Annotated in this window: 20 protein-coding genes; 8 read left to right on the forward strand and 12 right to left on the reverse strand. The window is 37.9% G+C overall.

The window, feature by feature from the left end; genetic code table 11:
• Positions 1 to 33: 33 nt before the first annotated feature.
• Positions 34 to 735 carry a hydroxyacylglutathione hydrolase gene (gene gloB, locus CVP05_RS01145; protein ID WP_100287721.1) on the reverse strand — a complete coding sequence of 234 codons (702 nt, stop codon included), beginning with the start codon at positions 733 to 735 and terminating at the stop codon, positions 34 to 36.
• Positions 736 to 754: 19 nt separating this feature from the next.
• On the opposite strand from gloB, the gene CVP05_RS01150 reads away from it, so the two are divergent.
• Positions 755 to 1,462: a class I SAM-dependent methyltransferase gene (locus tag CVP05_RS01150; RefSeq protein WP_100287722.1), complete on the forward strand. Its 708-nt coding sequence runs from the start codon at positions 755 to 757 to the stop codon at positions 1,460 to 1,462.
• A 55-nt stretch (positions 1,463 to 1,517) separates the two neighbouring features.
• Here CVP05_RS01150 and CVP05_RS01155 read toward each other — a convergent pair whose 3' ends face one another.
• Both CVP05_RS01155 and CVP05_RS01160 read right to left on the reverse strand, forming a co-directional pair.
• Positions 1,518 to 2,090: a cysteine hydrolase family protein gene (locus CVP05_RS01155; RefSeq protein WP_100287723.1), complete on the reverse strand. Its 573-nt coding sequence runs from the start codon at positions 2,088 to 2,090 to the stop codon at positions 1,518 to 1,520.
• Between the two features lie 26 nt (positions 2,091 to 2,116).
• Positions 2,117 to 2,458 (reverse strand): YegP family protein, encoded by a 342-nt coding sequence (locus tag CVP05_RS01160; protein WP_100287724.1) that lies wholly within the window; start codon positions 2,456 to 2,458, stop codon positions 2,117 to 2,119.
• A 129-nt stretch (positions 2,459 to 2,587) separates the two neighbouring features.
• Between CVP05_RS01160 and ycaO the strand changes: the two genes are divergently transcribed.
• Positions 2,588 to 4,348, forward strand: coding sequence for a 30S ribosomal protein S12 methylthiotransferase accessory factor YcaO (gene ycaO, locus CVP05_RS01165; protein ID WP_100287725.1), 1,761 nt, complete (start codon positions 2,588 to 2,590; stop codon positions 4,346 to 4,348).
• A gap of 109 nt (positions 4,349 to 4,457) precedes the next feature.
• Here the strand turns inward: ycaO and CVP05_RS01170 are convergent, their stop codons facing one another.
• The 5 genes from CVP05_RS01170 to CVP05_RS01190 form a co-directional block, all read right to left on the reverse strand.
• Positions 4,458 to 4,955, reverse strand: coding sequence for an NlpC/P60 family protein (locus CVP05_RS01170; RefSeq protein WP_100287726.1), 498 nt, complete (start codon positions 4,953 to 4,955; stop codon positions 4,458 to 4,460).
• Positions 4,956 to 5,049: 94 nt separating this feature from the next.
• Positions 5,050 to 5,346 carry an integration host factor subunit alpha gene (locus CVP05_RS01175; RefSeq protein WP_100287727.1) on the reverse strand — a complete coding sequence of 99 codons (297 nt, stop codon included), beginning with the start codon at positions 5,344 to 5,346 and terminating at the stop codon, positions 5,050 to 5,052.
• Positions 5,347 to 5,349: 3 nt separating this feature from the next.
• Entirely contained in the window at positions 5,350 to 7,737 is a 2,388-nt protein-coding gene (gene pheT, locus CVP05_RS01180) for a phenylalanine--tRNA ligase subunit beta (protein WP_100287728.1), read from the reverse strand.
• Between the two features lie 54 nt (positions 7,738 to 7,791).
• Positions 7,792 to 8,781 carry a phenylalanine--tRNA ligase subunit alpha gene (pheS, locus tag CVP05_RS01185; RefSeq protein ID WP_100287729.1) on the reverse strand — a complete coding sequence of 330 codons (990 nt, stop codon included), beginning with the start codon at positions 8,779 to 8,781 and terminating at the stop codon, positions 7,792 to 7,794.
• A gap of 234 nt (positions 8,782 to 9,015) precedes the next feature.
• A complete protein-coding gene (locus CVP05_RS01190) occupies positions 9,016 to 9,666 on the reverse strand; it encodes a TIGR01621 family pseudouridine synthase (protein ID WP_100287730.1) in 651 nt (216 codons plus the stop codon).
• A gap of 43 nt (positions 9,667 to 9,709) precedes the next feature.
• Between CVP05_RS01190 and cls the strand changes: the two genes are divergently transcribed.
• Together cls and CVP05_RS01200 are read left to right on the forward strand one after the other, a co-directional pair.
• Positions 9,710 to 11,176: a cardiolipin synthase gene (gene cls, locus CVP05_RS01195; protein ID WP_100287731.1), complete on the forward strand. Its 1,467-nt coding sequence runs from the start codon at positions 9,710 to 9,712 to the stop codon at positions 11,174 to 11,176.
• Between the two features lie 43 nt (positions 11,177 to 11,219).
• Positions 11,220 to 11,852: a histidine phosphatase family protein gene (locus CVP05_RS01200; RefSeq protein ID WP_100287732.1), complete on the forward strand. Its 633-nt coding sequence runs from the start codon at positions 11,220 to 11,222 to the stop codon at positions 11,850 to 11,852.
• Positions 11,853 to 11,905: 53 nt separating this feature from the next.
• Here the strand turns inward: CVP05_RS01200 and folC are convergent, their stop codons facing one another.
• Both folC and accD read right to left on the reverse strand, forming a co-directional pair.
• Positions 11,906 to 13,219: a bifunctional tetrahydrofolate synthase/dihydrofolate synthase gene (folC, locus tag CVP05_RS01205; RefSeq protein ID WP_100287733.1), complete on the reverse strand. Its 1,314-nt coding sequence runs from the start codon at positions 13,217 to 13,219 to the stop codon at positions 11,906 to 11,908.
• 1 nt (position 13,220) lies between these two features.
• On the reverse strand, positions 13,221 to 14,144 hold the full coding sequence (gene accD / locus CVP05_RS01210) for an acetyl-CoA carboxylase, carboxyltransferase subunit beta (protein WP_100287734.1): 924 nt from the start codon (positions 14,142 to 14,144) through the stop codon (positions 13,221 to 13,223).
• Positions 14,145 to 14,413: 269 nt separating this feature from the next.
• Between accD and efeO the strand changes: the two genes are divergently transcribed.
• The 3 genes from efeO (at position 14,414) to CVP05_RS01225 (ending at position 18,191) form a co-directional block, all read left to right on the forward strand.
• Positions 14,414 to 15,226, forward strand: coding sequence for an iron uptake system protein EfeO (gene efeO, locus CVP05_RS01215; RefSeq protein WP_100287891.1), 813 nt, complete (start codon positions 14,414 to 14,416; stop codon positions 15,224 to 15,226).
• Between the two features lie 15 nt (positions 15,227 to 15,241).
• Positions 15,242 to 16,432 (forward strand): iron uptake transporter deferrochelatase/peroxidase subunit, encoded by a 1,191-nt coding sequence (gene efeB / locus CVP05_RS01220; RefSeq protein ID WP_100287892.1) that lies wholly within the window; start codon positions 15,242 to 15,244, stop codon positions 16,430 to 16,432.
• 70 nt (positions 16,433 to 16,502) lie between these two features.
• Entirely contained in the window at positions 16,503 to 18,191 is a 1,689-nt protein-coding gene (locus CVP05_RS01225; RefSeq protein ID WP_100287735.1) for an FTR1 family iron permease, read from the forward strand.
• Positions 18,192 to 18,218: 27 nt separating this feature from the next.
• On the opposite strand, the gene truA is transcribed toward CVP05_RS01225, so the two are convergent.
• Positions 18,219 to 19,007, reverse strand: a complete 789-nt coding sequence (gene truA, locus CVP05_RS01230; protein ID WP_100287736.1) for a tRNA pseudouridine(38-40) synthase TruA — start codon at positions 19,005 to 19,007, stop codon at positions 18,219 to 18,221.
• Between the two features lie 85 nt (positions 19,008 to 19,092).
• Positions 19,093 to 19,380 (reverse strand): 50S ribosomal protein L25, encoded by a 288-nt coding sequence (gene rplY / locus CVP05_RS01235; RefSeq protein ID WP_100287737.1) that lies wholly within the window; start codon positions 19,378 to 19,380, stop codon positions 19,093 to 19,095.
• A 245-nt stretch (positions 19,381 to 19,625) separates the two neighbouring features.
• Between rplY and CVP05_RS01240 the strand changes: the two genes are divergently transcribed.
• Positions 19,626 to 20,243, forward strand: coding sequence for a DedA family protein (locus tag CVP05_RS01240; RefSeq protein ID WP_100287738.1), 618 nt, complete (start codon positions 19,626 to 19,628; stop codon positions 20,241 to 20,243).
• Positions 20,244 to 20,248 lie beyond the last annotated feature (5 nt).

The following is a 20,248-nucleotide window of genomic DNA, read 5'->3' on the forward strand; positions in this document are numbered from 1 at the left end:
TTGAGGCTTCCTTCAACCTAAGGCGCTTTGAGGTTAAAATTGATCTTTAGCTTTACGTAATTGGATAAAGGTTTGTAGATCATTTACTTGTAAAAAAGGATTGATTTGTTTTTCTAATCCTAAGCTTGTCGGTAAACTTGGTTTTTGTTCTGCACGTAGTTGTTCTACTAAAACTTTGTGATTTTGAACCGCACTTTTTTCAGTCATAATGTGTTCAGCAAAACACAAATTACTCAACGTATATTCATGAGCAGGGCAAATAATCGTTGTATCTGGTAGCGCCTTTAAACGCTGTAATGATTCAAACATTAAAGCATAATCACCCGTAAATACGCGACCGCAGCCACCTGAAAAAATCGTGTCTCCACAAAATAGATGATCGTCAATCAGAAAACTGACATGGTTTGCGGTATGCCCCCCGCTAGGTAAGACTTGTACATTATAATGTTTCGTTGAAAATACACCAGAATTAACAATATATTCTGCGCCTTTATTGGCGGTTTCAGTTGAGCCAAATACGGGGACATCTGGGTAGTGCGCTTTTAATGCCGCTACTCCACCAACATGATCATCATGCAAATGGGTCAGTAAAATCGCTTCAAGTGATAAATTTTGTTCGTTTAGATAACGAATGACTTGTTTAGATTCCGATGGGTCAATTACAATGACAGGTAAATTTTCTCGTCCATAAACCCAAATATAGTTATCATTCAGTGCCGGTAGTGCTATTAGCATATTTCCTCCGAGGTGATATATGAATTGGAAAGCTAAATCGTCCACAATACTCCATTTGCCAACTAGTTGGCAAGAATTACAACAAGGGGAATACTATCAACAATTGCTTGAACAATATTTTGCAGACTGGTTTCCACAAATTTTAGGTTATCATATCTTAAATATAGGCGGATTAAGTGGTGAAATCAATTGTCATTTACCACTTAGACATCAGATTGTCCTGAGCCCCAAAATGAATGATAATTTGGCTAAACTTTATCAAACTCACCCTGATCATACCCTACTCCAAGCGCATATTACCGAACTGCCATTTGTGGATCATAGTATTGATGCTTGTTTATTGGTGAATACCTTAAATTTCAGCTCAGATCCACATCAAGTATTACGTGAAGTGAACCGGGTTTTAACTGACGATGGGTATTTATTTTTGAGTTTATTTAACCCTCTTAGCATTCTTGGATTTAAACGTCGCTTAAATAGAAAATCATCACAGGAATATGCTTTCCGAACTTATATGACATGGCGTGTTGTTGATTGGCTGGAATTACTCCATTTTGATATTTTAGCCCAACAAAATCTATCATTAACTAAATCATTTTTAGGTGCGCCATTAACGGTGATTGTTGCTAAAAAGCGGGTATATCCTTTGACATTAGAACCTCAAAAAGTGCGGTTCAAAAAACAAAATATTTTACGTACAGCCGAAGCTTTTAGAAATTGTCTCTAAAGAAAGAGAGGCAAAAAACATTTGCCTCACATATAAAATAAGCAATTTAAATTAACTATTTTTCTAACAGCTCAAAAAGCTGACTAGATGAAATCACTTGCGCAAATTCATTATTCAAGCTAGCAAGCGCAGTTGAATGTAATAATTGTGCAGCATAGTGTTCGCCATGAACGCCTATTTTATCAAATGTTGCAACAGCATCTTCAATAAGATAAACGTTAAAACCAAAGTTACCTGCCATGCGGGAGCTGGTTGATACACAATGATCAGTGGTTAATCCAATAATAACGAGTGTGTCTAAAGCTTTTGAATCAAGTTGTTCTTTTAAATCTGTACCAATAAATGCACTGTTTACATTTTTAGTAATTACCGTTTCATCAGCCAATGGCGCAGTCGCTTCAATAAATTGAAAACCTGAATGATCTGGATTTAATGGTGAACGAGGATTTGTAGAAGCATGGCGCACATGAAAAATAGGCAGCCCTAATTCACGCCATTTTATCAAAATTTGTTCGCATATGGTTTCAGCCTGAGGGTTATTACGCGCCCCACCCCAATATGCAATATCCTCGAAACCTTGCTGTAAATCAATCAAAACCAACGCAGGACGTTTTTCTTGTAAAGACATTACTTTTCCTTATCTTGTGGATTGCATTATGCCGTTGTTTTGTCTTTAATTTCTGTTGTTGCTGCATTTTTCATCACAGAGTCTACACCTTTTTGTGCCGCAGCTTTAGCTGAATAATACTCACTGCGACCAATTTCCTGATGATTGGCGGCTTTCAAAATGAAATATGGCTCACCGTTTTTATTTTCTCTGAACTCAAAACGCTCTGCTAATACCCCGTTTTTTTGTACAGAGGCGATACCGTTTTCCGCAGCAGCTCGTGATCTGTATAACTCACTCGTTAAAATGACTTGGCTATTTGCCGCTTTTAAATTAAACATAAACTGGCCGTCTTTTGCTAATTTTAATTCATACCAACCTAATGCCATTTTGAAGCCTCCTCTATTTGTGTTGTGAAAATAAGTTACTAAAATTTATCCTATTTGACTTGCTCCTGCAACAAAAGTTTCCTATTATGCACTGATTTTTTTATCATTTTGCAAAGAAAAGAGAGCCTTATGACTGAACAAACGTTTATACCTGGTAAAGATGCGGCACTGGAAGAAAGTATCGCAAAATTTCAACAAAAATTGACCGCACTTGGCTTTAATATTGAGGAAGCTTCTTGGTTAAATCCTGTACCAAACGTATGGTCAGTACATATTCGTGACGTAGATTGTCCACAATGTTTTTCTAATGGAAAAGGTGCAAGCCAAAAAGCCGCTTTAGCATCTGCCTTAGGAGAATATTTTGAACGTCTTTCCACAAACTACTTCTTCGCGGATTATTATTTGGGAGAAGATATTGCCCAGGGCGATTTTGTGCATTATCCAACGGAAAAATGGTTTCCTATTGAAGATGAAACACAACTCCCAGCAGGTATTCTTGATGATTATTTATTGGATTATTATGATCCAGAAGGTGAATTAACACCGGAGTTATTAGTAGATTTGCAATCAGGTAACTATGATCGTGGTATTGTCGCCATGCCTTATATACGTCAGCGAGATCAGCAAACTGTCTATATTCCACAAAGTATCATTGCAAATTTATATGTGTCTAATGGTATGTCTGCGGGGAACACTCGTAATGAAGCTCGTGTACAAGGATTATCCGAAGTATTTGAGCGTTATGTAAAAAATAAAATTATTGCCGAAGCAATTAGCTTGCCACTTATTCCAGATAGTGTCATGAATCGTTACCCATCAATTCAAGCGTCTATTCAAAAATTAGAGGAAGAGGGTTTTCCGATTTTAGCTTATGATGCTTCTTTAGGCGGTAAATATCCGGTTATTTGTGTTATTTTATTGAATCCAAATAACGGCACTTGTTTTGCTTCTTTTGGGGCGCACCCTAATTTCCAAGTGGCATTAGAACGAACTGTCACAGAGCTACTACAAGGCCGTAGCTTAAAAGATTTAGATGTCTTTACTGCCCCATCTTTTGATAATGCAGATGTTGCAGAACATGCAAACTTAGAGACACATTTTATTGATTCTAGCGGCTTAATTTCTTGGGACTTATTCAAGAAAACACCAAGTTTTGAATTTGCTGATTGGGATTTTTCAGGCACAACACAGCAAGAATATGACAACTTGATGTCCATCTTCCATAAAGAGGGCAAAGAAGTTTATATTATGGATTACAATCATTTAGACGTATATGCGTGCCGCATTATTGTACCAAGTATGTCAGATATTTATCCACAAGATGATTTAATCTATGCTAACAATAATATGGGAATGGATTGGCGAGAAATTTTATTAGACTTACCACATTTTCATCATGAGGCGGATACTTATGCCGAATTATTGAGTGAACTTGATGAACAAGGTATTGATGATGCAACGCGTGTGCGTGAATTTATCGGAATTGTCCCACCGCCTAAATCAGGCTGGACAACCTTGCGTATTGGTGAGCTGAAATCCATGTTGCATTTGGCGTTAGGTGAACTCGAGCAAGCTTTAGATTGGGCAAATTGGACTTTAAACCTTAATAGTTCAGTATTCACGTCTGAGCGCGCGAACTATTATCGCTGTTTAATTCAGTCTATAGAACTCTTCTTAGATGAAACCCGTGAACCAGAAGAATATCGCATGGTATTTGAGAAAATGTACGGACATGATACTGTCGAATTTGCATGGCGTGCAGTACAAGGCGGCAACCCATTCTATGATTTATTAGCTGATGATGAGCATTTGCACAAGTTTACCGCGCATCAAAAACTTTTAGCGGCTTATGCTAAATTACAAAAAGCTAAACGCGAGAATTGGAAATAATCGGAAGAGATAACCATCTCTTTTTAGGGCGTATACAATACGCCCATTATTTTGCGAAAAGTGCGGTTGTTTTTATAAATTTTTTAGTTTCAATTTCAATATTAATGGCTTATACCCGTCTAGTCTGCCAATACACTTTTTTCCAATAAGGATTATTGAGAGATGAGTAAATAACCCCGCCTTTTGTTGAAGCATGTAAAAACAAATCGTCCTTAACATAAATGCCAACGTGATAACCATTCGGTCCTCTCCCTGTTTTAAAGAAGACAAGATCACCGGTACGAATATCCCTTAAATTGATTTTTTGTCCATATTGGGCTTGATCTTTTGTCGTTCTAGGCAGTTTTATGCCAAAACGATCATTAAAGGTACGTTGCACAAACCCCGAACAATCCACCCCTTGTCTGCTATTACCCCCTAATACATAGCGTGTACCGGCCCATTCATGCTGCTGTTCACTTAACAAGGCAATTGCCATGATAGGATCATTTATCAACCCTTGATAATTTATCCGTCCAGGCGGATTTTGAACACTCGAAGAGCAAGCAACCAACGTAGAAAGTGCAAGGGTTATACATAAAGATTTTAATGAAAAAAGCGGTTTCACTAGATTTCCATCATTGATTGAGAATTAAGAAAAACACAAGGCGCGGTATTAAACTGTTAAGTAAAAATACCGCGTTGTTTCATTTATACTGAAATTATCCTTTTAACTTGGTGCTTTCTACTCTAGCACGCAATTTCTGACCCGGTTTAAATACCACAACACGACGAGCAGAAACAGGAACGCTTTCACCGGTTTTCGGGTTACGTCCAGGACGAGAAGCTTTATCTCGCAATTCAAAATTTCCAAAACCGGATAATTTCACATCATTGCCTGATTCTAATGCCACTCGAATTTCTTCAAAAAAAGTTTCAACTAATGCTTTCGCTTCGCGTTTATTTAGAGCAAACTTTTCCATTAAATTGTCGGCTATTTCCACTTTCGTTAATGTCATAATTTAATCCCTCAAATAGGCGTTAAAACGTTCTTTTAATTCAGATAATACCACAGAGATTACCGCATTAATATCCTCTTCTTCAAGTGTTTTTTCAGTGTCTTGAATGGTTAAGCTTACTGCTAAGCTCTTATGCCCTTCAGCAACACCAATGCCTTGATACACATCAAATAAGTTGATATGCGTGAGTTTGTCTCCTCCAACCAGACGGCAAACCTCTAACACATCACTTGCAGCAATATCCTCTCTCACAACAATAGCTAAATCACGACGATTTGCAGGGAAGCGAGAAATTTCTTTTGCATTCGCAATATTACGTTTTGCAATCTCTTTTACCAAAATCTCACAAGCATACACTTTGCCATTTAAACCAATCTTTTGTGCGATTGTTGGATGAATTTGGCCAATAAAACCAATTTCTTTTCCATCAAGTTCAATCGCGGCTGATTGTCCTGGGTGAAATGCTGTATAAGGTTTTGCAACAAATTTTACGCGTTCAGCTACATTGGTTAAGGATAATAAATTTTCCAAATAACCTTTTAAATCAAAAAAGTCGGCATTGTCTGATTTACCGGTCCAATGTTCATTTAAACGCGCGCCCGTCATGACCGCTGAAAATACTAATTCTTGACGTACACCAAATTCTGCTGTTTCATCAGGCATAAAACGCAAACCTGTTTCAAATAAACGCACACGGCTTTGTTGACGATTTTGATTATAAATCACCGCATTTAATAACCCCGTTAGCAACGACACTCGCATAGCTGACATTTCTGAAGAAATTGGGTTTGGTAAAATCCATGCATTGATTTCAGGGTGGAGTAACTGCTGAATCTTAGGATCGACAAAACTATAAGTAATCGCTTCATGGAAATCACAACTGACCAGTGCAGTTTTGATACGACTAAGGTCAACATCAGCCTCACGATGTTCACGCATGGTTAAATGTGCTAATGGTGCATTATTTGGGATACTGTTATAGCCATAGATACGGGCAATTTCCTCAATTAAATCTTCTTCAATTTCGATATCAAAACGCCAACTAGGAGAAACAACAGTCCAAATATCATTAGCATAAGTGGCATTAAAACCAAGACGGTTTAGAATATCCGTGACAATGTCACTGTCAATATGATGACCTAATAATGCATCTAATTTGCTGCGACGCAGTTGTACATTTTGTGTTTTTGGCAAATAAGTTTCATTTACAGCTTCACAAATTTCGCCCACTTCTCCTCCGCAGATTTCAACGATTAATGCTGTCGCTCGCTCCATTGCATGATGTTGGAGAGTAAAATCGACACCTCGTTCAAAACGATGAGAAGAATCTGTATGCAAACCATATTGACGTGCTCGCCCTGTAATTGCTAATGGCGCAAAAAATGCCGCTTCTAAAATAATATCTTTAGTGTCTGCATTGACACCGCTATATTCTCCCCCAAAAATTCCAGCCATTGCTAATGCGCCTTTCTGATCGGCTATCACAAGGGTATTAGGCTGTAGTTTGGCAGTTGTACCATCTAATAAAACTAATTCTTCATTTTCTTTCGCCATGCGAACTTGGAATGGCTGCGCAACTTTTGCTGCATCAAAGGCGTGCATTGGTTGCCCTAATTCCAATAAAACAAAATTGGTTACATCCACAATCGGATCAATGGAACGAATACCACAACGGCGCAATTTTTCTTTTAGCCACATTGGTGAAGGAACCTTGACATTCACATTTTTGATTGAACGCAGTAAATAACGTGGGCATGCTTGAGGCGCTTGTACATCAATTTCAATTCGCTCTGAAGATGTCACTTTAGCAATATCAAAATGTGTTGAATTAACCGCAAGTTTATTCGCAACGCCTATTTCACGCGCTATCCCCGCGATACTAAGACAGTCTGCACGGTTAGGGGTTAAACTAATTTCAATTTCTTTATCATCTAATTGTAAATAATCACGCAAATCCTTGCCTATTGGCGCATCTTTCGGTAATTCAATAATACCGCTATGATCATCGGAAATACCAAGTTCACTATATGAACAAAGCATTCCTTCAGATGGTTGGCCACGTAATTTTGTTTTTTTGATTTTAAAGTCACCAGGTAAAATCGCCCCTTCAATAGCAACTGCAACCCGTAAGCCTTGACGACAATTTGGCGCACCACATACAATATCTAATAAACGTTCGCCACCCACATTCACTTTTGTTACTTGTAATTTATCCGCATCTGGATGTTGAGCGCATTCAACAACTTCCCCTACAACCACATTAGAAAACTCTCCAGCCACAGCTTCAACACCGTCCACTTCGAGGCCCAACATGGTAATTTGTTCGCATAATTGTTCTGTATTCAGTGCTGGATTCACCCATTCACGCACCCATAATTCGCTAAATTTCATTACTATTATCCCTTAATTCTGAATTGATTATCTCGTCAAAAATTTCCGTAGGTATTACTTAAACTGCTTTAAAAAACGTAGATCATTTTCAAAAAATGCTCGCAAATCTGTGACATTGTAACGGAGCATGGTGAGGCGTTCCACGCCCATTCCTACTGCAAATCCTGAATATTCATTTGGATCAATACCCACATTGCGTAATACATTCGGGTGGACCATACCACAGCCTAAAACCTCTAACCATTTACCATTTTTTCCCATCACATCTACTTCTGCTGATGGCTCTGTAAATGGGAAATATGATGGTCGGAAACGTACTTTCAAATCTTCTTCAAAAAAAGCGCGTAAAAAGTCATGTAATAACCCTTTTAATTCCGTAAAGTTTGCTTTTTTATCAACAAATAATAATTCAATTTGATGAAACATTGGGGTATGAGTTTGATCATAGTCATTTCGGTAAACGCGACCTGGTGCCATGATTCGAATAGGCGGTTGTTTTTTCTCCATGGTTCTAATTTGAACCCCTGAAGTTTGAGTTCTTAATAAAAGTTCAGGGTTAAACCAAAATGTATCATGATCAGCTCGGGCTGGGTGATGTTTTGGAATATTCAGTGCATCAAAGTTATAATAATCACTTTCAATTTCAGGCCCCGCTTCAACAGAAAAACCCAGTTCAGAAAAAAACTTAGTCACGCGTTCAATCGTAATAGATACAGGATGTAAACCGCCCATCTCAACCTTACGACCCGGTAGGCTCACATCAATTTTTTCTTTTGCTAATTTGGCATTTAATTCAGCCTGTTCCCATTCTGTTTTTTTAGCATTCCACAATTCTTGAACTTTCTGTTTTGCCTCATTAATTAATGCGCCTGCTTTTGGGCGTTCTTCAGCTGCGATATCGCGTAAACCTTGCATTAACGCAGTAAAATGTCCTTTCTTACCAAAATATTCCACGCGAATATCTTCAAGAGCCGCTAAATTTTTATCTTGAATGGACTCAATCGCAGATTGTGCCTTTTCAATGATCTCTTTTAAATGTTGCATACAGTCCTCTTTTGATGACGAAAATAATCATATTATAAACAACAAAGCCTCCATGTGGAGGCCTTAACAGTTTAAATTTCCTTTTTCAGCAAACTAAAAGCCTCAACTATTGATTAGTTGAAAAATCGAAAGCTAAAAAATACACGGAAATGACAATACATATTTACAATATATTCAAATTGATATTAACTTGTTTAATAATAATATTAAATAGTTAAAAAATCACGCTTTATTTTATAAAACCTCAATTTGAGATTGCACACTTATTTTTTCAAAAAACATACCGCACTTTGGGGCCTTTTTCACGAGAATTTCTTCTCCTTGATAGATAAAACTGAGGGCAAACGCATGTAAATAAGTGCGGTCAGTTTTTAATTTATTTCCATATAGCACATCACCTAAAATCGGGGAACCTAAACTCTTCATTGCAACACGTAATTGATGGGTTTTGCCGGTTTGTGGCATGAGCACAAATAAGCGTAAATGTGGCTCACAATGAATAGAATAAAAACGTGTTATCGCGGGATTATTTTTAGTTTGGCACAATTTCCAAGCGCCCCGACGCGATTTTTCCATGTCGCCAACTACCATACCTTGCTTTTTCTTCGGTTTTTGATCAGAGAGCGCGAGATAAGTTTTACTGACTTTGTGGTGTGCAAATAAATAGGATAAATGGGCTGCGGCCTCAGCATTTAGGGCTAATATTAATAAACCGGATGTAATTTTATCTAAGCGATGAACAAGCCAAACCTGTGGTATCCCCAGTTGGTTCGCCAGCGCGGTGGTCAAACCAATTTCTTCTTGGTCTTTATGCACACTTATATTACAAGGTTTATCAATTATGATAAAATCCTGATGTCGATAAACTATATCAAAAATTTGCATTATGCATTCTTAGTTTTGTAATAAAAAGTGCGGTTAGAATAATATGAATATTCCTTTTGAGCAAATTATTGCTTATCTCATTCCCATTATTATATGGACATTAACAGTTTCTATCACTATCCGACTTATCACGAAAAAACAAGCTGTATCAGCTACTTTATCTTGGTTGATGGTGATCTATCTTGTACCTATTGTCGGAATTTTGGCATATTTATTATTTGGCGAAATTAAATTGGGTAAACGGCGAGGGAACTATTTCAAGACATTACACCCCAAATTTATGCGCTGGTTCAATGAGTTTCAACAATGCGAACATTTAGTCAGTACCAGTCAAGGAACTTTGCTCTATCGTCCAGTTTTTGAATTAGCACAAAAACGTCTAGGCATTCCTTGTGTATTAGGGAATGAACTCCATATCTTTGACACCCCAGAATCGATTATTCAACGTATCATAGAAGATATCAAACTCGCTAAAAGCGATATTAACATGGTATTTTATATTTGGTGGAACGGTGGTTTAGTCGATGATGTTATGCATGCTTTAATTGAAGCTAAGCAGCGTGGTGTAAATGTACGAATCTTATTAGATTCCGTTGGTAGCAAAGCTTTTTTTAAAAGCAAGAATTATCGCTATATGCTAAAACATGGCATTGAAATTGCAGAAGCGTTGCATGTTAGTCTATTTCGTGTGTTTTTACGGCGCATTGATTTACGCCAACATCGTAAAATTATTGTGATCGATAATCAAATTGCTTACACGGGTAGCATGAATATGGTTGATCCAAGTTTCTTCAAGCAAGAGGCTAATGTAGGAAAATGGATTGATATGATGGTTCGTATCAATGGCCCTGTCTCCCCTGTCCTCAATAGCCTACACGCTTGGGATTGGGAAATCGAAAAAAATGAAGCCCTGCCTTTGGTTTTGCCGGATTGCCCAAGCCTGCCCATTGAAAATAATAATTCCCACGCGGTACAAATTTTAGCTACAGGGCCGAGTTTTCCTGATGATTTAATGGCGCAATCTTTGTCTATTGCAATTTTTTCAGCACGTAAAAGTATTACTATCACTACGCCTTATTTCGTCCCAAGCCATAATATTGCCGAAGCATTACGAATTGCCGCTTTACGTGGCGTTGAAGTCACCTTAATTTTGCCTAAGCGAAATGACTCATTCTTGGTCCGCTGGGCAAGTCGCACATTCTTTGATGATCTGCTTGCAGCAGGCGTTAAAATTTATCAATTTGAAAAAGGCTTATTACATACTAAAAGCGTATTAATTGATAATCGTCTCGCTTTAGTTGGTACGGTTAATATGGATATGCGTAGCTTTATGCTGAACTTTGAAGTGACGATGGTAGTAGAAGATAAAAGTTTTGCTAATGAAATTTCAATTTTACATGAAAATTATCTACACAGTTCTCAAAAATTAGACTACAATGAATGGCAAAATCGTTCCACTTTTTCAAGAATAATGGAGAAGATTTTTTTCCTATTTAGCCCTTTGTTATAACAGCGGGGCTACCTCTAAATTAAATAAAGTGTTAGGAGGTTATATGAAGCAGATCACATTTTATTTAGTTCGTCATGGTCGCACAGAATGGAATGAGCAAGGTCTCATGCAAGGTTCCGGCGACTCCCCTCTTACCGAACAAGGCGTGCAAGGCGCTATTCGCACAGGGAAAGCTTTAAGTGCAATTGATTTTTCAGCTGTTTATACCAGTTGTTTACAACGAACGATTGATACTGCGAAATATATTGTAGGAAATCGTGCAGTTCCAATTTTCCAACACAAAGGATTAAATGAACATGCTTTTGGTTCATGGGAAGGACAAGTTGTAGAAACATTAAGACAAACTGAAGAATTTCAGCAAATGTTGACAACCCCGGCTCACTATAAGGGAATTAGTAATGGCGGGGAAACATATGAAGCATTGGCCGTACGTGCAATGAACGCAATGCTCGATATTATTAAGGTACATGATAAAGGTAATATACTGATTGTTTCACATGGACATACACTACGCATTTTGCTCGCACTTTTTAATGGTGCAACATGGCGAAATCATCGTGAACCAGGACGGAGTGAGGCACTGTTAAATACGTCAATTAGTATCGTTAAATTTGAAGAAAAAGACTGTGTTGGTAATTTTACCGTTGAGCAGTGCAACAATATCGAACATTTATAATTTTAACCAAACAGATTCGCAAACCCTGTATAACGATTAATACAGGGTTTTATTTATTGAGAGGCTATAAATTGTAAAAACTCGCCAACGGTATGGAATGAACCAAAAACCACCACGATATCATTTTCTGAGGTATTTTCTACCGCACTTTTTATCGCATTCGCCACAGATGAGGTGGGTTTTATCGTGACATTGTCACTTAATGCACGTAGCTGTTGAGCCAATACTTCTCCGGTTTGTCCTCTATTTCCAGATAATGTAACACAATACCACTGCTCAAATACGGGTAAAAGGGGCGATAAAATGCCTGCAATATCTTTATCTTTTAAAATACCACATACCGCAATCATTTTACGTTGTTCTTGCGCTTTAAGAGCGGTGAGTTTTTGCGCTAAATAGTGTGCAGCATGTGGATTATGTCCGACATCAATAATAATTTGAGGCAATTTGTTTATCTGTAATTTCGCCGCTAAAGGCGCTAAATCCTCCGATTTCAAACGCTGAAAACGGCCTGTTAACTCAACGTCTTGTAATGAACGATGAATCACAGCATTTGAAATATTAAATGGCAAATAAGCTAATACTGCTAATGCGGTTGCCGCATTGGGTAGCGGTATGTTACAAAACGGTAAATTTTTTAATTGTACTTTCTCACTTAACCAATCCCAGCTATTTTCTCTTTGTATAAAATGCCAATCTTGTTTACGACAAAATAATTGGCAATTTAATGCTTTTCCATGCTCAAGCACACTTTCTGGTATATCTGGCTCACCAATAATCGCGGGTTTACCCGCACGAAAAATACCCGCTTTTTCCAAACCAATTTGATGGCGCTCTGAACCAAGAAACTCAACATGATCGATATCAATACTTGTGATAACCGCAATATCTGAATCAATAATATTTGTCGCATCAAGACGTCCACCTAATCCAACTTCTAAAATCACAACATCAAGCTTGGCTTGCTTAAATAAATGCAATGCTGACAAGGTGGAAAATTCAAAATAAGTGAGTGATTGACGTTTATGTTGCTCAATAAAAGCAAAAGATTGAGTATGTATCTCATCAGGCAATACTGCATTTTGAATTCTCACGCGCTCATTATAATGAATCAGATGAGGTGAGGAATAGACACCAACGCGAAGCCCTGCGTTTAACAAAAACCTCTCTAACAATCGGCAAGTCGTACCTTTGCCATTTGTGCCTGCAACGGTAATCACAAAAGGGGCTGGATTTAATAAATCCAAATCTGATGCGACAGCTTTGACTCTCGCTAATCCTAAATCAATAGCCTTAGTATGGCTATTTTCTAAATAAGAAAGCCACTTTTCCAGTGGCTCATCTGCAGATAATGCAATATTTGACATACTACGCCTTTTCAGAAATTGGTGTTTCTTCTACTGCGGTTTGCTCAATTAATAATTCAGGCTCAACAAACGGTGAAGGTTGATTGGTGAGTTTACTGAGTAAACTGGCTAAAGTGTGACGCATGTCTGCACGTTTCACGATCATATCAATTGCACCTTTTTCTAATAGAAACTCACTACGCTGGAATCCTTCGGGTAGTTTTTCACGTACTGTTTGTTCAATAACACGTGGGCCAGCAAATCCAATCAGCGCTTTAGGCTCTGCAATATTAATATCGCCTAGCATTGCAAAGCTTGCGGATACGCCGCCTAAAGTAGGATCGGTCAATACTGAAATAAACGGTATACCTTTTTCTTTCATTTTCGCCAATACGGCACTGGTTTTGGCCATTTGCATCAGTGAAAACAACGCTTCTTGCATACGCGCACCACCACTTGCCGAAAAGCAGATAAATGGGCAGTTTTCTTCAATTGCTTTTTCAGCCGCTTTTACAAACTTAGCGCCGACTACAGACCCCATTGATCCCCCCATAAAACTGAAGTTAGAGGCTGCAGCAACAACTTTCATACCATATAATGTGCCAAAATAAGAAATTAGCGCATCTTTTTCCCCAGTTTGTTTTTGAGCGGCAGAAATACGATCTTTATATTTTTTCAAATCTTTAAATTTCAAAATATCTTGTGGCTCTAATTCGGCATTTAGCTCGACTGCGCTATCTTGATCTAGCAGGCCTAATAAACGTTCTCTAGCATCAATACGCATATGATGCTCACACTTTGGACAAACCTCTAAATTACGTTTTAGCTCATCACGATATAATACTTGTTCACAGGAAGTACATTTTGTCCAAACACCTTCCGGCACATTTGCTTTACGTGAACCTGAAATTGGCGTCTTACTAAAAATTTTTTCAATCCAGCTCATATTTAACCTTTTATTTATATGAAATTAGGGACTATCTGCACTATTACACCATAATTTTGTTGAATATGCCATATACAAAAGACTCGACCAGATAAATTAATCATAAATCTTAGCTATTCTGTCTGTTTTTTAAAAGCCTTTCAGATTTTGAGCGAGATCATAAAACTGACAAAAAAAATTAAATTTTCTTGCTTTCAATAAAATAGATATTTAACATTTCAAATGATAATTAATATCATTAACTGAAAAATAGGAGACGATTTATGCGTATGCGCCTAAAGACTTTAACTGTCGCACTTTCCGGAATATGTTTAGCTAGCGCTGTATCTGCGGCCGATTTAAATAAAGAGACTCAAGCTTACCATCAATTTGTTATTGAACAAATTGACCATCTAGTCACAGATACTGAAAAATTTGTCGATTATTTAAAACAAGGTAATCTGGAAAAAGCAAAAGTGCTTTATCCCCTTGCGCGAATGTATTTTGAACGTTCCGAGCCAATTGCCGAAAGCTTTGGAGATTTAGATCCACGTATTGATGCACGCCTTGCCGATTTGACGGAAGAAGGGAAAACAGAAAATGACTGGTCTGGCTTCCATAAAATTGAAAAAATTCTTTGGGAAGAAAATACCACTCAAGGCACTGCCGCTATTGCTGACCAATTATTAAAAGATGTAAAAGAATTGCGTGCAAAAATTCCAACCGCAGAGGTCACACCTGAATTAATGATTACGGGTGCGGTTGATCTCCTTAATGAAGTTTCCACTACAAAAGTCACCGGAGAAGAAGAAATTTTTTCTAAAACGGATCTTTATGATTTTAAAGCCAATATTGAAGGTGCGGAAAAAATCTATGAAATATTCAAACCCACTCTTGAGAAAAAAGACAAAGCGCTTTCTTTAGACATCGCGGAAAAATTTGCTGCGGTTAATGCGCTTTTAGCCAAACATAACCAAGCTAAGACTGGTTTTGATTATGTTAGCTACGATAAATTAAGTCAGAGCGATATTAAAGCGCTTGCGGAGGCTGTGAATAAACTGGGTGAACCTCTTGCTCAAATGGGCGTGATATTAGAAGAGTAAGGAATAACAATGGAAATGCACGAAGAATCCGGTCGTAGACATTTTCTTAAAGCAACTATCATGGGTGCTGGCGTACTTGCTAGCACTCCTCTACTTGCTTTAACACCTCGAGAGACCGTTAAAATTCATAATATTTATCCTTTTTATGGCAAGCATCAAGAAGGTATTCTCACACCAGCACAAAAACATATTTATTTTATCGTGTTAGATTTACATACTACCGAATTAGATAAAATTAAAGCAATGTTTCAAATGTGGACAAATTATAGTGCGAATTTAACAAGTGGCAAAAATGTTAAAAACTATAGCAATAATGCCTATGTTCCTCCAGTCGATACCGGTGAGGCCGACAGCTTAAATCCACACAACTTAACCTTAACATTTGGAGTTAGCGCCCAGTTTTTTGATAAACTCAATCTCACCCATTTAAAACCAGAGAAACTCCGAGACTTGCCTGCGTTTCCACGAGAGCAATTGCAAGAGCGCTATAGTGGGGGGGATATTTGTATTCAAGCTTGTGCTGATGACCCACAAGTTGCTTTCCATGCTGTACGTAATTTGGTGCGCGCCGCTCGCTCTCATATTTCAATGAAATGGAGCCAATCAGGTTTTAACGCATTTGAGGGCAAAGACACACCACGTAATTTATTTGCTTTCAAAGATGGGACGGGTAATCCTCAAACGCCACAAAAACTTGACGAAACGGTTTGGGTGAATAGTCAAGATTGGCTGAACAATGGTAGTTATCTGGTTGTACGTCGTATTAAAATGTTCTTAGAAACATGGGATCGTACTAATCTATTTTCTCAAGAGCAAACCTTTGGACGTCATCGAGATACGGGCGCACCAATTGGTGAAAAACATGAATTTGATGAAGTGGATATTAATAAAAAAGATGATAAAGGAAATTATGTTATCCCTGAAGTCTCTCATGTTCATATTGCGCGTAAAACAGGGCAATCCATACTTCGCCGTTCTTATTCCTATTCTGATGGGATTGATGAACATGGGCAATTTGATGCCGGTTTGTTATTTATATCTTTCCAAAAAGATCCTGAACAATTTATCAAAATTCAAAATGCGTTTGGTAATATTGATAAAATGAATGAGTATATCACTCACATGGGAACCGGCCTATTTGCTTGTTTTGCTGGGGTCATCGATGAGCATGATTATCTTGGCAAAGCCTTGTTTGAACAAGCGTAGTCAGAAAAAGTGCGGTAAAAAATTTTCATAATTTAACCGCACTTTTGAGAATAAACATTTAGGGTATTTTATGAGAATATTTTTTTCTATTATTTCCTTATGGTTTGTCTTGTGTTTCAGCCCGATAACTTGGGCAAAAGTCAGCATGAACCATTTATTTGTCGAATTATCTGATGCAATGTCGCAGGTAAAACAGCAAAATGTAGAACAAGCCAAACCGCATTTACTCACTTTACAAGCACAATTTGAAGCGCTCCCAACTTATCAATCTGAACAAGGAAAACAAGTCAGTAAAGCCTTAGAACAAGCCTTATTAACACCAAACCAATTACATTTAGATCAACTTTCAAAAGCGTTATATGCTTTTGAGAAAGAACAAAATCCCATAGATTATGTGGCCAAGCGCCAGCAATTTACAAAACGCATTATGCCGGTTTATGAAAAGCTTCATCAAGCCATACAAACTCAGCAATTAACCGCCGCACAAACCGAATATAAGCGTTTTAATACTACTTGGACCGTAAACGAAAAAGTCGTTCGAGACACCAGTCTTGGCCACTATGGACAAATTGAAACCGCAATGACTTTATTACGTATCGCCATGTTTTCTGAACCGGCTGATTTTGCAGAAATGTCAAAACAATCCATAAATCTAGGTAATGCGCTTGAGAGTTTTCAACAGGGTAAAACGCTGCAGCCACAATCAGCGCAACACCCAAATGCGCCAGAAACACTTCCTGCAGGCATTGAATTATTAGAAAAAAGTTATCAACATTTATTAAATCGTCAAAATACTCAGGCCAAAGAAGATATTACCCTATTTATTCAACAATGGCCGATTTTTGAAGGTGAAGTACGCACGCGTGATAGCAACCTTTATACTCAAATTGAAAGTAATCTCCCCCTTATTTTATTAAAAGGTGATGATCCCGATAATTTAGTGCAATTCCGCAATTTGATTGATGATCTTTATCGTTTAGATATCATGGGCAGCTACTCTGCGCTTGATGCTATGCTCGTTTTACTCCGTGAGGGCACTGAGGCTTTACTTATTATTATCGCCTTACTCACTGCTTTAAATGCGGCGAACCAACCTAAAGCCAAACGCTGGATTTATGGTGGCGCTGGATTAGGGATTCTTGCCAGTATAGGAAGTGCGGTCGCTTTACAACAACTTTTTCCTGCGGTTTCTGCTGGGAAGAATCGTGAAATTTTAGAAGGCGCTGTTGGCATTTTTGCGGTGATTATGATGTTATTGGTTGGCGGATGGCTACATAGTAAATCTTCCATAAAAGGTTGGAAAAAGTTTATGGATAAGCACATCACTCAAGCCATTGCAACGGGCAGCCTTATTTCAATGTTTAGCTTAAGCTTCCTGTCTGTTTTTCGTGAGGGCGCAGAAACTATCTTATTTTATGCGGGTATGTTGCCGTTAATTTCTCTTAATGATTTATTATTGGGGATTGGGTTGGCACTTGTTTTGCTTTGCTTAATCGCTTTTTGTATGGCGAAAAGCAGCCATCACTTACCTATTCCCACCTTATTCAAATTGATGACCCTACTCATTTATTTACTTGGTTTTAAAATTTTAGGTGTCAGTATACATGCGCTACAATTAACTCAAACACTTGAAATACATAGTGTTACAGCAATTCCAAATATTCCTGTAATCGGTTTTTATGCCAATGTAGAAAGCATTGTCGCTCAACTCATTTATCTATTATCCATTCCCCTCGTTGGAAAATTATTTAAGCGTTAAATAAAGATGAGGCCATTATAATTGAGTTTAAGGCAAATTAAGAAATAATGGACCGAGTTGATTTTGAGGTAAGGCAAATTTATCAGGATAAATAACATCAACTAAATACAGCCCCTCTGCTTTTGCAGTTGGGGCTGCCAAAGTGCGGTCTTTTTTCTCTAAAATTTCAGGAATCCATACTACAGGTCGATTACCTGTACCAACTTCAATTAAGCTTCCCACTATATTGCGTACCATATGATGAACAAAAGCATTGGCTTGAATATCTATGATTACATAATTCCCCTGTCGACTGACATTAAGATGATGTACATTACGCCATGGGGTGTTGGATTGGCATTGTGCTGCACGAAATGTACTAAAATCATGCTCTCCTAATAAATACTGGCCAGCTTGATGCATACTCTCATGATCTAAAGGCAAATGATAATGTGTTATCCCAAAAGGCAATATGGCTGAACGCAGCTTGTGGTTATAAATAATATAACGATAACGACGAGCCGTCGCACTGAAACGCGCATGAAATTCATCAGGGACTTCTTTTGCCCAAACTACAGCAATATCGGACGGCAAGTTTGCATTTGTACCAAAACTCCATGCTTTTTCAGGACGAATGGCTTGTGTTTCAAAATGCACTACCTGTCCCGTACCGTGTACCCCAGAATCTGTTCGACCGGCACAAAAAACTTGAATATTTTCATTGGCTACAAAGGATAACGCGCGCTCAAGCTCAGCCTGAACACTCACCACTCGCTCTTGTCGCTGCCAACCAAAATAATTCTTGCCATCATATTCAATACCTAAGGCAATCTTCATCCATTTCCCCTAAATGTGACAATCTTTCGTTATTTGATAAAAAAACAGCAATCCGAAGATTGCTGTTTTTGCACATAACAACTGATTAAACGCGTTTAAAGTCGATGTGTACTAATTTTGGCTTAAATGGGTGACGTTGCATTGCTTGTGCTTTTACTGCCACTTCTTTACCATCAATAACTAATGTAATCACATCGGTATAAAAGTTATCATGAACTTGAGCATTGTTTAAATCATCATGATTTAAGATGATTGAAACCGGTGCTTCACTCCCACCATAAACGATTGCAGGAATTTGACCATTGTGACGCAGGCGGCGGCTCGCACCCTTACCTTGCGACTGACGAACTTCAGCGTTAAATTTAAATGCCATTTTAAACACTCTTATAAAAGTAAAATTTTAAAAATAAAAATCGCAGGCGACCCAGCGATTTCCCTAAAATGAATCTCAAATAGCAATTTGAGGTGGCGAATTATACTCAATTTGCCCTTAAAAATCAAATAATAAACAAGATACACTCTTCACTAGAATATTTATGCAATTTTTTCTAGTATTTTATCAATAAAAGAGGCAAAATAGCCCTATAATTTAAATACTTAATATAATTTGGAAGCAGTGTGGAACTATTAATTAATTTCTTTACGGACTATGGCTACTTAGCGGTATTATTAGTATTGATTATCTGTGGTTTTGGCGTACCAATTCCTGAAGATATTACGCTTGTTTCAGGCGGAATTATTGCCGGTTTAGGTTATGCAAATCCACATATTATGTTAGCTGTCAGTATGTTTGGTGTGTTATTTGGTGACAGTATAATGTATTGGTTGGGGCGAATTTATGGCGCGAAAATCTTGCGTGTTCGTTTAGTACGTCGCTTCATAAACGTAAAACGCCTTAGAATGGTACGTGAGAAATTTGAAAAATATGGTAATCGTGTTCTCTTTATTGCGCGGTTTCTTCCAGGATTAAGAGCGCCAATTTACATGATTTCCGGTATCACTCGTCGCATTAGCTATACCCGTTTTGTGTTAATTGACTTCTTTGCTGCCATTATCTCTGTACCAATTTGGGTTTATCTTGGCTATCATGGTGCGGCAAACTTAGATTGGATTGAACATCAAATCCGTAAAGGGCAAATGGGGGTTTATATTGTTATCGCCATTGTCGCCCTCTATCTCGTATTTAAAGTGTACCGCGCGAAAAAACGTAAACAAAATATGCAAACAGAAGATTAGTTTAT

Origin of the sequence: Conservatibacter flavescens (assembly GCF_002795425.1) — a bacterium.
GTDB classification, from domain to species: domain Bacteria; phylum Pseudomonadota; class Gammaproteobacteria; order Enterobacterales; family Pasteurellaceae; genus Conservatibacter; species Conservatibacter flavescens.

Bases quoted from the DNA above. Each gene is read 5' to 3' on its own strand.
- cls (WP_100287731.1), top strand. From the start codon at position 9,710: ATGAATATTCCTTTTGAGCAAATTATTGCTTATCTCATTCCCATTATT.
- CVP05_RS01175 (WP_100287727.1), bottom strand. From the start codon at position 5,346: ATGACATTAACGAAAGTGGAAATAGCCGACAATTTAATGGAAAAGTTT.
- truA (WP_100287736.1), bottom strand. From the start codon at position 19,007: ATGAAGATTGCCTTAGGTATTGAATATGATGGCAAGAATTATTTTGGT.
- ycaO (WP_100287725.1), top strand. From the start codon at position 2,588: ATGACTGAACAAACGTTTATACCTGGTAAAGATGCGGCACTGGAAGAA.
- pheS (WP_100287729.1), bottom strand. From the start codon at position 8,781: ATGCAACATTTAAAAGAGATCATTGAAAAGGCACAATCTGCGATTGAG.
- accD (WP_100287734.1), bottom strand. From the start codon at position 14,144: ATGAGCTGGATTGAAAAAATTTTTAGTAAGACGCCAATTTCAGGTTCA.
- CVP05_RS01190 (WP_100287730.1), bottom strand. From the start codon at position 9,666: ATGCAAATTTTTGATATAGTTTATCGACATCAGGATTTTATCATAATT.
- CVP05_RS01200 (WP_100287732.1), top strand. From the start codon at position 11,220: ATGAAGCAGATCACATTTTATTTAGTTCGTCATGGTCGCACAGAATGG.
- pheT (WP_100287728.1), bottom strand. From the start codon at position 7,737: ATGAAATTTAGCGAATTATGGGTGCGTGAATGGGTGAATCCAGCACTG.
- efeB (WP_100287892.1), top strand. From the start codon at position 15,242: ATGCACGAAGAATCCGGTCGTAGACATTTTCTTAAAGCAACTATCATG.
- gloB (WP_100287721.1), bottom strand. From the start codon at position 735: ATGCTAATAGCACTACCGGCACTGAATGATAACTATATTTGGGTTTAT.
- rplY (WP_100287737.1), bottom strand. From the start codon at position 19,380: ATGGCATTTAAATTTAACGCTGAAGTTCGTCAGTCGCAAGGTAAGGGT.
- CVP05_RS01150 (WP_100287722.1), top strand. From the start codon at position 755: ATGAATTGGAAAGCTAAATCGTCCACAATACTCCATTTGCCAACTAGT.
- folC (WP_100287733.1), bottom strand. From the start codon at position 13,219: ATGTCAAATATTGCATTATCTGCAGATGAGCCACTGGAAAAGTGGCTT.
- efeO (WP_100287891.1), top strand. From the start codon at position 14,414: ATGCGCCTAAAGACTTTAACTGTCGCACTTTCCGGAATATGTTTAGCT.
- CVP05_RS01225 (WP_100287735.1), top strand. From the start codon at position 16,503: ATGAGAATATTTTTTTCTATTATTTCCTTATGGTTTGTCTTGTGTTTC.
- CVP05_RS01160 (WP_100287724.1), bottom strand. From the start codon at position 2,458: ATGGCATTAGGTTGGTATGAATTAAAATTAGCAAAAGACGGCCAGTTT.
- CVP05_RS01155 (WP_100287723.1), bottom strand. From the start codon at position 2,090: ATGTCTTTACAAGAAAAACGTCCTGCGTTGGTTTTGATTGATTTACAG.